A 13,648-nucleotide genomic window follows, 5' to 3' on the forward strand; every position below is an offset into this window, starting at 1 on the left:
GGGTTTGATTCGTAAGTTGTGCTTTATAAAGTACCTGTGGCGGGCCGTCTAGTTGAGGGCAGGGGGCTTTGCTAAGGTGCCGGCTCCCTGTCAATGGATGGAAAAGCCATATGAATCAAAGAACCACTACCGAGGCCTTGTACTCGACGCGTCGCAAGTTGTCGTCACGGGCGACGCCGTATGTGTTTGCGTTGTACATGGCGACGATCATGGCGTTCCTGATGTCGCTGGTGATCACCGCCGCCAACTCGGGGATTGATAACGACTACCTGAGTAATGCGTTGCACGCCTACAAGCTGGCGATGCCGGTGGCTTTCCTTTGCATCCTCGTGGTGCGGCCGATCGTGATCAAACTGGTGGCGATGACGGTGCATCCGCATCGTTGAGATACACCTCAGAAAAACTCGTCGAGCAACTGATAAAAGGCGATTTTTTGCTGATCCGGTTGCACTCCGTAAGCCTCGAAAAATACCGGCAGCCATTGCTCGCCCAGGTTGTAGGCGATGCTGTGGGCTGCCAGTGCCAAGTCCTGAAACCGATCGGCAACCCCCAGTCGCCCGCAGTCGACGAAACCGCTGAAGCGACCGTTGTCGGCGAGCAAGTTGGGCAGGCATGCGTCGCCATGGGTCACCACCAGGTCTTCGCTGTGCGGGCGCGCGGCCAGCATCTGCTCGAACACCGCTTCGGCGCTTTGGCCGAGGCGCGAATCGTCGAAATCTTCTTCATCGATCAAACCAGCCAGCAGGTGCTCGCGGGCCAAGGCGATTTTCGCATCGAGGCGATGATCGAACGGGCAGTTTTTGATGTCGAGCGCATGCAAGGTGCGCAAGGCATTAGCCGCCAGCGAGACAATTTGCTGCGGTGCGAGATGCTCGCTGCTGGCGAGGTCACGCCCCGGTACGGCAGTCATCAGCAACCAGAAGCGCTCGCTTTCTTCGACGCTGTCGAGCACGCGCGCCGCTGGCAGATCCTGCTCCGCCAGCCAGCGCAGGCGCTGCACTTCGCCGGGCAATTCGGCAAAGGAAATCCGCGGTTCCGATTTGACGAACAGCGGGTCTGATCCAGCGGGCGTGAGGCGGAACACGTCGGCACGGGATTCACCGATGGTTTGTTGTTCGTAGCGGATATCAGCGAAGCGTTGGCGCCATGTCTGTGGCAGATCCATTTTCATTCGTCCCTTGTGACAGTGGGCGCCAGTGCGCCTTCAAGAATTCGATAAACACTTTGACCTTGCGCGTGCTGCGCCGGTGCGCCAGGTACAGCACGTAAATCCACGGGCCGAACGCGCTCGGCTCACGCCAGTATTCGGGCATCACTTCCACCAGTTCACCACGCGCCAGATACGCTGCGGCGCTCCATTGCGGCAGAAACTGCAGGCCCTGGCCCTTCAGCAGGCAGGCCAGCAGGAAGTCGTAATTGTCGCTGGCCACCCGTGGATTCGGCTGGGTCAGGCGAATCCGCCGGTCCCCTTGCTTGACCCACCAGAAATGCCGGTTGAGCAGCGGATGACGGAAGATCAGCCAGTCGTGCTGCTGATAGTTGTCCAGTGACACCTCTTTGCCCTTGCGCGCCAGGTACGCCGGGCTGGCGCACAACACCACCTGATTCTCGACGATAGGTTGGGCGATCACCCCCGGCAGGTCGATCGGGCCGTCACGCAGCGCCAGATCGTAACCGCCATCCACCGGATCGTCATAGCTGTCGCTCAGATCGACTTCCAGATGCACTTGCGGATGGGCGTCGAGAAAACGGCAACAGACCTCGTTGAGGAACGCCGGGGCGAAGGAGGGCGGGGCGGTGATGCGCAGGCCGCCGCTCAATTCGTGCTTGAGCTGTTCGACGCCTTCGCAGGCCAGTTGCAATTGCATCAGCGCCTGCCGCGCACCGTCCAGATAAATCCGTCCGGCCTCGGTCAGCGCCATGCGTCTGGTCGTACGGTCGAACAGGCGCGTGCCGAGCTCGTCTTCCAGCTGCGCCACGGCTTTGGTCAGGGCTGACGGCGTCTTGCCGAGCACCTCGGCGGCGCGGCTGAAATTGCCGTGTTCGGCGGTGGCAACGAACATGGTCAGGGCGCTCATCTTGTCCATTGATCTATTCCTGATGGGCACAGAAGTTGTGCGCGAGGTGGCATTCAGTTATCGCCAAGGCTTGGATAGGCTTGCTCGCAGCCTAACAAAAATAACGAGAAACCTCATGAAGCAGCTACTGACCCTGATGGTGTCATCGGCGCTGGCCTGTGCCTCGCTGGAAAGTCTGGCGTCTGCCGATCTGATCCTGCACAACGCCAAGGTCTACACCGCCGAACCCGGCCAAGCCTTGCAGCAGGCGGTGGCGGTGGAGAATGACAAGATTCTCGCCGTGGGCACGGATGCGCAGGTGATGCGCCTGAAAACGGCGGCCACGCAAGTGATCGACCTGCACGGCAAGGTGCTGATGCCGGGCTTCATCGACTCGCATTCGCACACGATCAAGGGCGGTCTGCAGATGTTGCAGGCCAACCTCGACGGGCAACTGTTGCCACTTGATCAACTGGAACAGCACCTGCGGAAATGGCGTCAGGACGGCAAGGCGCAGCGTGGAGAATTCCTCAGTGTCGGCGGATTGCCGTCGACTTACTGGAGCGACATTGCCGGCCTCGAACAGCGCTTCAATCAGGGCGAATGGGCGAACCAGCCGATCCTGCTGCTGGGCTGGGATCTGCACACCGGTTGGGCCAATCGGGCCATGCTCGACCGCGCTGGCGTGACGGCTGAAAAGATCAAGGCACTCAAAGGCGAAGAGCAGGCAACCATCGGCCACCACCCCGACGGCAGCCCGGATGGTTTCCTTGTCGATGCCGGTCTGTACCCGGTGCAGGCCCTGCTGCCGCCGCCGACGGCTGATGAGTTGCTGGCGGGCGGGCGCGCGGCGCTGAACTACTACAAGAGCCTGGGGATCACCGGGTGGCTGGATCCGCTCGCCAACGAAGTCCCCGGCAGTGACGTTACCAACACCTCGCTCGGCGTGCTGCCGACCTACAAAAAACTCTCGGAAAACGGCGAACTCACCGCTCACGTTGCGGCGCTGCTGATGGCGGACTCCAAGGCTACGCCGACCGACCTCGATGAGCTGGACAAGGTGCGCCAACAGTTTCTCGGGGTCAGCAACCTGACTCTGCCGGGGATCAAGATCTTCGCCGATGGTGTGGCCGAAGTGCCGGCGCAAAGCGCGGCGATGCTTGAGCCTTACCGCAACTCGAAAAACACCGGTGAGCTGCTGATCGACCCGGCGCACTTCGGCGAGCTGGTCAGTGCCGCCGATGCCCGTGGCTGGCTGGTGCACATCCACGCCATCGGCGACCGTGCGGTACGTGAATCGCTCAACGGCATCGAGCAGTCGCGCAAGGATCGGCAGAGCGGCATCGCCCATTCGATCACCCACCTGCAAATGGTCAACCCAAAGGAATTCGCCCGCTTCAAGGCGTTGAATGTGATCGCCTCGATGCAGATGTTCTGGGCCGCTGCCGACGAGTCGAGCATGGATCTGGTCAAGCCTTACGTCAGCGCGATGGCCTTCATGTACACCTATCCCGCGCGCTCGCTGCTCAAGAATGGCGCGACCATCGCCGGTGCCAGTGACTGGCCGATCACCACCCCCGAGCCGTGGAAGGCGATCTATCAGGCCGTCAGCCGCAAAGGCCCGAAAGGCGTGCTCAACGCCGCTGAAGACATCGACCGCCAGACGATGTTCCAGGCCTACACCCTCAACGCAGCCAAAGTGCTGCGCCTGGAAGACCGGATCGGTTCGCTCAAACCCGGCAAGCAGGCCGACATGATCGTCCTCGACCGCGATGTGTTCAGTGTCGAGCCGCAGGCCCTGCGCGACACCCAAGTGCTCAATACCTGGTTTGCCGGGCGCGAAATCTACCGCCGCAAGCCTTGACGGCATCTCTCTGTAAAGTAACCAAGGAAACCTTTTCGTGAATGTTCATTGCTTTGTCACCGACACCCGCAACCCACAGATTCGCGGGCAACAGATTGGCGCCACCTGGGCGGCTCAGATCCGCCAGACCGTCGAGCTCTATCTGGATTTCTTCAATCAGGTCGGTGTGCCTCAGGCACAGGTGCAGACCATCGGCGAAGCCAGTCTGCAAACCCTGCAAAACTGGTGCCCGAGCCTAGCCGAAGAGATCGTCGCCACTGCTGAGGGCGCTGGCGTGCCGCTGTGGCAGCTCGCCAGCCTGAATGCCCGCACCGAGATACTCGCGGTGATGCCGGCGTCCACCGAAGGCGAGTGCTCGACCGCCGTGTTCGCCCCCAATGGCGCGAGGGCCCCACGCACCATTCAGACCTGGGACTGGCACGATTCGCTGGTGCCCAACGGGTTGATTCTGCAACTGACCACGGCCAAGGGTATGACGGTCAAGCTGTTCACCGAATTCGGCATGCTCGGCAAGATTGGCGTCAACAGTGCGGGGCTGGGATTGCATTTCAACATCCTGCATCACGCCAGCGACAACGGGTCCGCCGGGGTGCCGGTGCACGCGATTGCGCGGCGCATCCTCGAAGAAGCCAGCAGCGTTGAGGAGGCGATTGCGCTGGCGCGTTCGGCACGGGTCAGTGCCTCGACGGTACTGACCGTGTTCTCCCGCGAGGACTCTACCCCGCGTGCGGTGAGCATCGAAATGTCGCCGGTCTTCACCGCTGTGGTGCGGCCCGATGCCGAAGGCTGGATCACCCATACCAACCACTTTCTCGATCCCGAACTGAGCCTCGGCGAGCGTACCCCCGATGCCTCGACGACTTACGCGCGTTTCGATCACGTCAACGCGGCGCTGCAAAACATGGCCAGCGGCAATCTGAGCCGCAGGGCTGAGGCGATGTGCGGCGAGGCGGGCGAAGACGCGCCGATCTGCTTCCACCCGGATCTGAGCATGCCGGCCACCGAGCGTTGGGAAACCTTGCTGAACATCGGCATCGACACTGAAAACAGCGTGCTCGAATACGCCGCCGGCAACCCCGCGCAGCTGGCCCGAAACGGCCATCTGCGCTTCTGAATCGCTGCCTCCAATAAAAACAAAACGAGCATTGCACATGGCTACCGAGATTGATCGCACGAGCGGTTCCCCGTCTGCGCTGAGGACGTTTTTCGTCTCCGGCATGGGCACCGCCCTGGAATTTTACGACTTCGTGATATACGGCACCGCCGCCGCGCTGGTGTTTCCCAAGGTGTTCTTTCCGCAGATGGACCCGCTGACCGCGACGCTGGTGGCGTTCGGCGCCTTTGGTGCCGGGTTTTTTGCCCGGCCCCTTGGCGGCATGGTATTCGGGCATTACGGCGACAAACTCGGCCGGCAGAAAATGCTGGTGATCACGCTGCTGTTGATGGGCCTGAGCACTTTGTTGATCGGGTGTCTGCCGGGCTATGCGACCCTTGGTGCTGGCGCACCGGTGTTGTTGGTGCTGCTCAGGCTGGTGCAAGGCTTTGCCGCCGGTGGCGAGTGGGGCGGTGCGGCGCTGTTCGGCATCGAGTCGGCGCCGCCCGGACGACGTGGTCTGTGGGGCAGTTTCACCAGCATGGGCATCGGAATCGGCGGGATTCTCGGCGCCGGGGTTTTCGCCATTGTCAGTGTCGCGTCGCACGATGACCTGACCGGATTTGCCTGGCGTATTCCATTCTGGCTCGGTGGCGTGCTGGTGCTGATCGGTCTGTATGCGCGCTTGCAAAAACCGCTTGAACAACCCGCCGAACCGCAGACGCACGTGCGCATGCCGTTGCTCGAAGCGCTGCGCGCACGGCCCAGAGCCATGCTGCTGTGCACCGGTATCGCTTTCGGCTACGTGACCATCGCCTACATCGGCAGCACGTTCTTTCTGTCGTACGCCACGCAACTGGGCTATGGCAGCACCGATGCGCTGGTTTTCGACTTGTCGCTGTCGATCGCCATTGTGATCACTGCGCCGTTGTTTGCCTTGCTCTCGGACCGCATCGGACGCCGCAAGGTAATGATCCTCGGCGCGGTGATCATGGCCCTCGGTTTTTTTGCGTTCTTCCCGCTGGTCGGCCTCAAGAGCCTGCTGGTTTCAACCGCCGCCTACGTCGCCATCGGTGCGTTCATGGGCGCGACGCAGGGGCCGATTCCCGCGTTTCTGGCGGAGCAGTTTCCGCGGCACATGCGTTATTCGGGAATGTCGGCTGCTTATCAGATCGGTGCGGCGCTGGGTGGGGGGACAGCCTCCAGTGCGGCCACAGCGATTCTGATCGCCAACAATCACAACGCCTTCGGGGTGGCAGTTTACGGCGCGATTGCGCTGGGCATCGTGGCGCTGTGTTCATTGCTGCTCAGAGAAACGGCGCACCTGAGTCTGGCGCAAATCGATGAGGCCGAGTGGCCTTCACCCATGCCCGCTGTCAGTTGAACCACTCGACCCTGTAGGAGCTGCCGAAGGCTGCGATCTTTTGATGTTGTTTTTCAAGATCTAAAGATCGCAGCCTGCGGCAGCTCCTACATAGGGCGGTTCGGCAATAAAAACAATCGAAACTTCGCGCGCGTCCCGACTGTCCAGACCCATGTACCGCCCGGCGGATATCTCGCCGGGCAGGCTTCACGCATCGGTGACAGGCGAGGAACGAGATGACGACGACAGTGGGAGATTTTCTGGTTGAGCGGCTCAGCCAATGGGGCGTCACGCGGATTTTTGGTTATCCGGGAGACGGCATCAATGGTGTGTTCGGCGCGCTCGCCCGAGCCAATGGCAAGATCGAATTCGTTCAGGCCCGGCACGAAGAAATGGCCGCTTTCATGGCCTCGGCCCACGCCAAGTTCACGGGCGAGTTGGGAGTGTGCATTGCCACTTCGGGACCGGGGGCTTCGCACCTGATCACTGGGTTATACGACGCCCGCATGGATCACCAACCGGTGCTGGCGATTGTCGGCCAGCAGGCGCGGACGGCGCTCGGCAGTCATTACCAGCAGGAGCTGGATCTGGTCTCGATGTTCAAGGATGTAGCCGGAGCGTTTGTGCAGCAGGCGTCGGCGCCGTCGCAGGTTCGGCATTTGCTCGACCGCGCCGTGCGTACGGCGGTTGGCGAGCGGCGGGTGACGGCGATCATCCTGCCCAATGATTTGCAGGATCTTGAGTATGAGCCTCCGGCGCGGGCGCACGGCACCGCGCATTCCGGCGTCGGTTACACCAAGCCGAAAGTGCTGCCCTACGAGGCCGATCTGCAGCGCGCCGCTGATGTGCTGAACAGCGGTGAAAAAGTCGCGATTCTGGTGGGCGCCGGTGCACTGCAGGCAACGGATGAAGTGATTGCAGTTGCGGAAAAGCTCGGTGCTGGCGTCGCCAAGGCGTTACTCGGCAAGGCTGCGCTGCCGGACGATTTGCCGTGGGTCACCGGTAGCATCGGCCTGCTGGGCACCGAACCGAGCTACAAGATGATGCACGAGTGCGACACCTTGCTGATGATCGGCTCGGGTTTCCCCTATGCCGAGTTCCTGCCCAAGGAAGGTCAGGCGCGTGGCGTGCAGATCGATCTGCAGCCAGACATGCTCAGCCTGCGTTATCCGATGGAGGTCAATCTGATCGGCGACTCCGCCGAAACCCTTGCTGCACTGCTGCCGTTGCTCGAACAGAAAACTTCGCACAAGTGGCGCAAGAAAATCGAAGGCTGGCGCAGCACCTGGGAAAAGACCCTGGAAAAACGCGCGATGTCCAAAGCCGATCCGATCAATCCGCAGCGGGTGGTGTATGAGCTGTCACCGCGTCTGCCGGAGCAGGCGATCATCACCAGCGACTCGGGTTCCTGCGCCAACTGGTACGCCCGTGACCTGAAGATTCGCCGCGGCATGCAGTGTTCGCTGTCCGGTGGCCTGGCCTCGATGGGCGCTGCCGTACCGTACGCGATCGCCGCCAAGTTCGCCCATCCGGAGCGTGCGGTGATTGCGCTGGTGGGTGACGGCGCGATGCAGATGAACAACATGGCCGAGCTGATCACCGTCGCCAAATACTGGCGCCAGTGGGACAGCCCGAAGTGGATCTGCGCGGTGTTCAACAACGAGGATCTGAATCAGGTCACCTGGGAACAGCGGGTGATGGAGGGCGATCCGAAGTTCGAAGCCTCGCAAAGCATTCCTGATGTGCCGTATCACCTGTTCGCCATTTCCATCGGCCTGAAAGGGATTTTCGTCGACCGCGAAGAAGACGTCGCCGCTGCCTGGGAGCAGGCGCTGGCCTCGGACGTACCGGTGCTGATCGAGTTCAAGACCGACCCCAACGTGCCGCCGTTGCCGCCACACATCAAACTCGAACAGGCAAAGAAATTTGCCACGACCTTGCTCAAGGGCGACCCCGACGAAGCGGGCGTGATCGTGCAAGCCGCCAAGCAGGTGCTGGCCAGCGTCCTGCCAGGCAAAAAATAACCCCATGTAGGAGCTGCCGCAGGCTGCGATCTTTTGATCTTGAAAAAGCAAATCAAAAGATCGCAGCCTGCGGCAGCTCCTACAGAGGGCCGTGAGGGATAAACCAATGAGCAAAACCGTCAGCGCCCACGACCTGCACATCAGCCTTGATCCGTTAAGTGAGGAGGGGTTGTTCAAATGGTTGCTCGCCAGTTTCCTGATGGGCAAGCGCATTCAGGCCGGCATTGCCGCCGAGGCCTATCGAGTGATTGCCGAGCGGCATCAGCGCGATACGCTGCGCAAACTCGCCCACTGCACGCATCGACAATTGGTCGGCATGCTCGGTGAGGCGCATTACGTGCGTTACGACGAAACCACGGCCACGCGGTTGCTGGCCCTGGCGGCGCGGCTCAATGATGAGTACGCCGGCAAGGTCGGCAACATCGTCAAGGCCAGCGTCGATCGTGCCGAGTTCGAACAGCGCCTGATGGCGTTTGACGGGATTGGTCCGAAGACCGTGGAGATTTTCATGCGTGAAGCGGCGAGGGTGCTTTTTTGATGTTCATCGGTTGCGCAGGCTGGAGTCTGGGGCGTGAGTATTGGCCGCAGTTTCCGGCCGAGGGCACGCATCTTCAACGTTATGCCGCGCAGTTCAACTGTGTGGAAATCAACAGCTCGTTCTATCGCCCGCATCGGCGTCAGACCTATGCGCGCTGGGCGGATTCGGTGCCGCCGGGCTTTCGCTTTTCAGTGAAGGTGCCGAAGCAGATTACTCATGAGTTGCGTCTGCAAAACTGTGAGCAAGCGCTGGATGAGTTTCTCGGGCAGTGCGAAGGCCTGGCCGATCGGCTGGGGTGTTTGCTGGTGCAACTGCCACCGTCGCTGACATTCACACCTGAAGTTGTCGAAGCGTTTTTCGTGGCGTTGCGCCAACGCTTCGCCGGTGCCGTAATGCTTGAGCCTCGGCATGAGTCATGGGTGGCGGCGGCGCCGATGTTGCAGACGTATCGGATTGCCCAGGTCGTGGTCGATCCGTCGCGGATCACTACCGATGGTTCGGCGCAGGGCTGGGCGGGTTTGCGCTATTGGCGGCTGCACGGTTCGCCACGCATCTACCACAGCGCCTACGATGAGCGCTATCTGCAAGCGCTGGCAGAGCAAATGAAAGTCGCGGCAGCAGAGGGTGCCGCGGCCTGGTGCATCTTCGACAACACTGCCAGTGGTGCCGCGCTGGGTAACGCGTTGGCACTGGCAGCGTTGATGGCAGATTGAAGCAGGCGGACAACTACTCTTAGAAGGTTGTCGCGCCGACGAACATCAGCGGTTCAGGAAACCCAGCAGGTCTTCGTTGAGCGCCTCGGCGTGTGTCACGGCAAAACCGTGGGGCGCGCCGGCATAGACTTTCAGCTCGGCGCCCTTGATCAGCGCGGCGGCTTGCTTGCCGGTGGTTTCGAACGGCACGATCTGATCGCCGTCGCCGTGGATCACCAGGGTCGGTACGTCGATCTTCGTCATGTCCGGACGGAAGTCGGTTTCGGAGAACGCGGTAACGCAATCCACGGTGCCTTTCAGCGAGGCGAGCAGGGCGACGTTCAGGGTTTGCGTGAGCACGCCGTCGGAGACTTTCTGGCCCTGATTGATGCCGTAGAACGGCGCGGCGAAATCAGCGATGAATTGCGCGCGATCCTTGAGCAGGCCGGCCTTGATCCCGTCGAACACCGAGGTGTCGACACCTTGCGGATAGTCGGCTTTCTTGCCGAACAGCGGCGTCACTGCACCGAGCAGCACCAGCCCGGCAACGCGCTCGCTGCCGTGGCGGGCGATGTAGCGGCTGACGTCGCCGCCGCCCATGGAGAAGCCGACCAGCGTCACGTCGCGCAGGTCGAGGTGGTTGATCAGTTGCGCGATGTCATCGGCAAAGGTGTCGTAGTCGTAGCCGGTCCATGGTTGATCGGAGCGGCCGAAACCACGGCGGTCGAAGGCAATCGTGCGGTAGCCGCGACTGCTCAGGTACTCCATCTGGTATTCCCACATGTCGGCATCCAGCGGCCAGCCATGGCTGAACAGCACGGGTTTGCCGCTGCCCCAGTCCTTGAAATAGATCTGTGTGCCGTCATCGGTAGTGAATGTGCTCATGGAAACTCCTTGCTGTGGGCAATCGTTCAGGAAGGCCGGATGCCGCATGGCCGCCCATCACTATCGGCGCAAATCGCGGCTGTCACTTGTACGCAAGTGCTCAATTGCCATGGCGGGTGGCGTGGTTCTTTTCCAGCTTCACAGTTGTAAGATGCAACCACACGCTGGATTTGACGGAGAAACACCCTGTGAAGCGCAAAAGCCTGCACGGCAACGCCTGCCCGGTCGCCCGTACGCTGGACCTGATCGGCGACTGGTGGTCGCTGCTGATCATCCGCGATGCGCTGGAGGGCATTCGCCGCTTCAGTGATTTTCAGAAGAATCTGGATATCGCCAAGAACATGCTCAGCGCCCGGCTCAAGGCCTTGGTGGAGCAGGGGATCCTGCAAACCGTGCCGGCCGCCGATGGCGGTGCCTATAAGGAATACGTGCTGACCGAACGCGGCAAGGCCTTGCAGACGGTGATCGTCGCGCTGTCGCAGTGGGGCGGGGAGCACCTGTATGCGCCGGGTGAGCCGGGTTCGGTGATGGTTGATGCGCATCAGCGGCAGCCGATCAGGAAACTGGAATTGCGTTCAGCGGATGGCCGCTTACTGGCACCTCAGGACGTGGCGACGAAGTTGGGCGTTGCGCACTGAACCAAGGATTCCCCTCGGAAAACCGCAGCCGCGTCGATTGTTCAATCCCTGTTACAAACCCGACAAAAGGTTGAAACGATTGTTTGACGTCAAAATGATGGCCATCTAATATCGCGCCACTATTTTGATGTCATTCCGTATCGAGGGATCGAACATGTACCCACCCGCCCTCGCGGCGAGGTTGTGCGCAGCTTTGCTGTGCCTGTCTCCACTCCAGATTGCCTTCGCTGCACCCACTCCCGGTGAAACCGACCTGATCCGCGATCGCCAGAATCGCTTGCTCGAAGAGCAGCAGCGGCGTCTTGAAGACCTGAAAAATCTCCCCGGCAAAGAGGCCGGTCCGGCGCAACCAGCGGCGCCCACCGACACCCGTTGTTTCCCGATCAAGGACATCGAACTCAAGGGCGCCGACAGTCTGTCCGACAGCGACAAAACCCGCCTGCTCAAGCGCTACATCGACCAGTGCCTCGGGGTGCCGCAACTCAACGAGTTGCTCAAGGTCATCACCGACCATTACATCGAGAAAGGCCTGGTCACCAGCCGCGCCTACCTGCCGCAGCAGGATCTGTCTGGCGGGCATCTGAAAGTGCTGGTGGTCGAAGGCAAGCTCGAAGGCATTAAAGGCGCCGAGAACAGCAAGCTTTCGGAGCGTGAGCTGGCGATGGCCTTTCCCGGCAAGTCCGGCGATCTGGTCAACCTGCGCGAGATCGAGCAGATGGTCGATCAGCTCAATCGCCTGCCGTCCAATCAGGCCAAGATGGAACTGGCGCCGGGCAAGAACGTCGGCGGCAGTGAGGTGCTGGTCACCAATACGCCGCAGAAGCCATGGCGTGCCGGACTGTCGCGCAGCAACGATGGCCAGCGCAGCACCGGTGAACAGCAGTGGGGCACCACTTTCGATTGGGACAGCCCGCTGGGCCTGGCCGATCAGTTGAGCCTGCGCGGCGGTCACGACGCAATGACCGATCACCAGCACACCTCCAGCAACGCCATGCTCAATTACAACCTGCCGTGGGGCTGGTGGAACTTCAGCTACACCTACAGCCAGAGCGACTACCGCTCGCAGATCGCCGCCAACGGCTACAACTTCAAGCAGACCGGCGACAGCGAAAACCATCAATTGCGCGCCGAGCGAGTGATCCATCGCGACTCGGTGAGCAAGACTTCGCTCAGCGCCGGGCTGTCCTACCTGCGCACCAACAACTACATCGAAGACAGCAAGCTCAAGCTGAGCAGCAACCGCATCAGCGAAGCGCAGTTCGGCTTCAACCACGGTCGCCGCATCGGCAGCGCCTTCTTCAACTTCGACGCCGGCATGCAGGAAGGCATCGGCGCGTTCGATGCGCAGGGCAGCCACGATCCAGGCCCCGGCGAGCCCGACGCACGCTACCGCAAATACACCGCGACCCTGAGCTACCTGCAGCCGTTCAAGGTGTGGGGCGAATCCTTCAGCTTCAGCAGCCTGATGACCGGCCAGCGCAGCGAGGATGTGCTGTTCAGTCCGCAGCGCACCAGCCTTGGCGGGTCAGCGTCGATCCGTGGCTACAAGGATCAGTCGTTGTCCGGCGACAGCGGCGGCTACTGGCGCAACGATCTGCGCTGGAGCCGACCGGTCACGGCCGAATGGCTGCGCCCGGTGTTCGCTGAATACGGCACCAGCCTCGGTTACGACCAAGGCGTGATTCGCGGCGACCGTTACAACGGTGATCAGCACGGACGCATGTCGAGCAACTCGCTGGAACTGTTCGCCCGCGGTGAGCATGTGGCCGCCAGCGTGACCTTTGCGCATTCCCTCGAACGCCCGGACGTGCTGACCGAGCGTGAAGCGCCGATCTATTTCCGCCTCGACTTTTTCATCTAATTCAAATTCTTCGAGACCATCGACATGGATGTTCGTCAGTTCGCCTTCCTTGCAGGCCAGCCTTCTGCGGCCGTAAAAAACCGTGAGTCGTTTCTGGGCATGCCCAAGCGCGGGCTGGCGTTCCTGCTGGCGAACGTCATGTTCTGGCAACCGATGTGGGCGCAGGCCGACGGCATTGTCGTGGCCAACCCGAACACCGCGCTGGATCGGGCCGGCAATGGCGTGCCGATCATCAACATCGCCACGCCCAACGGCAGCGGGCTGTCGCATAACCAGTTCCACGATTACAACGTCGGCGCGCAGGGTGTCATCCTCAACAACGGCTCGGCGCAGACCTCGAACACCCAGTTGGCCGGGCACATCATTGGCAACCCGAACCTGAAAAACAGCGGCTCGGCGCAAGCGATTCTCAACGAAGTCATCAGCGGCAACCCGAGCCAGTTGCGCGGTTACACCGAAGTGGCAGGGCAGTCAGCGCGAGTGATCGTCGCCAACCCGTATGGCATCACCTGTAATGGCTGCGGCTTCATCAACGCACCGCGCGTGACGCTGACCACCGGCAAACCGGTGCTGGATGGCGCGGGGCGGCTGGATCGTTTTCAGGTTGATCAGGGTTCTGTGGCCATTGAAGGC

The 13,648-nt window shown here is 61.3% G+C and carries 13 protein-coding genes; 10 read left to right on the top strand and 3 right to left on the bottom strand.

Annotated elements, in window-relative coordinates; translation table 11 throughout:
* Positions 1–110: 110 nt before the first annotated feature.
* Positions 111–386 (top strand): DUF2798 domain-containing protein, encoded by a 276-nt coding sequence (locus CRO59_RS07790; RefSeq protein ID WP_047598350.1) that lies wholly within the window; start codon positions 111–113, stop codon positions 384–386.
* 8 nt (positions 387–394) lie between these two features.
* On the opposite strand, the gene CRO59_RS07795 is transcribed toward CRO59_RS07790, so the two are convergent.
* Together CRO59_RS07795 and CRO59_RS07800 are read right to left on the bottom strand one after the other, a co-directional pair.
* Positions 395–1,165, bottom strand: a complete 771-nt coding sequence (locus CRO59_RS07795) for an APH(3')-II family aminoglycoside O-phosphotransferase (protein ID WP_027613036.1) — start codon at positions 1,163–1,165, stop codon at positions 395–397.
* Positions 1,128–2,087 carry a LysR family transcriptional regulator gene (locus CRO59_RS07800; protein WP_097090360.1) on the bottom strand — a complete coding sequence of 320 codons (960 nt, stop codon included), beginning with the start codon at positions 2,085–2,087 and terminating at the stop codon, positions 1,128–1,130. The genes CRO59_RS07795 and CRO59_RS07800 overlap by 38 nt, the downstream gene beginning before the upstream one ends.
* A 106-nt stretch (positions 2,088–2,193) precedes the next feature.
* Between CRO59_RS07800 and CRO59_RS07805 the strand changes: the two genes are divergently transcribed.
* The 6 genes from CRO59_RS07805 to CRO59_RS07830 all read left to right on the top strand — a co-directional run bounded on the left by CRO59_RS07805 (position 2,194) and on the right by CRO59_RS07830 (position 9,652).
* Positions 2,194–3,921 carry an amidohydrolase gene (locus CRO59_RS07805; protein ID WP_097090361.1) on the top strand — a complete coding sequence of 576 codons (1,728 nt, stop codon included), beginning with the start codon at positions 2,194–2,196 and terminating at the stop codon, positions 3,919–3,921.
* A gap of 37 nt (positions 3,922–3,958) precedes the next feature.
* Positions 3,959–5,035 carry a C45 family peptidase gene (locus tag CRO59_RS07810; protein WP_097090362.1) on the top strand — a complete coding sequence of 359 codons (1,077 nt, stop codon included), beginning with the start codon at positions 3,959–3,961 and terminating at the stop codon, positions 5,033–5,035.
* 37 nt (positions 5,036–5,072) lie between these two features.
* Positions 5,073–6,398: an MFS transporter gene (locus CRO59_RS07815; protein WP_097090363.1), complete on the top strand. Its 1,326-nt coding sequence runs from the start codon at positions 5,073–5,075 to the stop codon at positions 6,396–6,398.
* Between the two features lie 215 nt (positions 6,399–6,613).
* Positions 6,614–8,401, top strand: a complete 1,788-nt coding sequence (locus CRO59_RS07820; RefSeq protein ID WP_097090364.1) for a thiamine pyrophosphate-requiring protein — start codon at positions 6,614–6,616, stop codon at positions 8,399–8,401.
* Between the two features lie 106 nt (positions 8,402–8,507).
* Positions 8,508–8,939 (top strand): DNA methylase, encoded by a 432-nt coding sequence (locus tag CRO59_RS07825; protein ID WP_096797193.1) that lies wholly within the window; start codon positions 8,508–8,510, stop codon positions 8,937–8,939.
* Positions 8,939–9,652, top strand: a complete 714-nt coding sequence (locus CRO59_RS07830) for a DUF72 domain-containing protein (RefSeq protein WP_097090365.1) — start codon at positions 8,939–8,941, stop codon at positions 9,650–9,652. Before CRO59_RS07825 ends, CRO59_RS07830 begins: the two co-directional genes overlap by 1 nt.
* Before the next feature lie 45 nt (positions 9,653–9,697).
* Here the strand turns inward: CRO59_RS07830 and CRO59_RS07835 are convergent, their stop codons facing one another.
* Positions 9,698–10,516 carry an alpha/beta fold hydrolase gene (locus tag CRO59_RS07835; protein WP_097090366.1) on the bottom strand — a complete coding sequence of 273 codons (819 nt, stop codon included), beginning with the start codon at positions 10,514–10,516 and terminating at the stop codon, positions 9,698–9,700.
* A 188-nt stretch (positions 10,517–10,704) separates the two neighbouring features.
* Here CRO59_RS07835 and CRO59_RS07840 point away from each other — a divergent pair, with 188 nt between their 5' ends.
* The 3 genes from CRO59_RS07840 to CRO59_RS07850 all read left to right on the top strand — a co-directional run.
* On the top strand, positions 10,705–11,154 hold the full coding sequence (locus CRO59_RS07840) for a helix-turn-helix domain-containing protein (protein WP_097090367.1): 450 nt from the start codon (positions 10,705–10,707) through the stop codon (positions 11,152–11,154).
* A gap of 154 nt (positions 11,155–11,308) precedes the next feature.
* Positions 11,309–13,015, top strand: coding sequence for a ShlB/FhaC/HecB family hemolysin secretion/activation protein (locus CRO59_RS07845; RefSeq protein WP_097090368.1), 1,707 nt, complete (start codon positions 11,309–11,311; stop codon positions 13,013–13,015).
* 24 nt (positions 13,016–13,039) lie between these two features.
* The coding region (locus CRO59_RS07850) for a filamentous hemagglutinin N-terminal domain-containing protein (RefSeq protein ID WP_143503140.1) at positions 13,040–13,648 on the top strand (609 nt) is incomplete at its 3' end.

The organism is Pseudomonas sp. LAMO17WK12:I5 (genome assembly GCF_900215165.1).
Classification (GTDB): domain Bacteria; phylum Pseudomonadota; class Gammaproteobacteria; order Pseudomonadales; family Pseudomonadaceae; genus Aquipseudomonas; species Aquipseudomonas putida_A.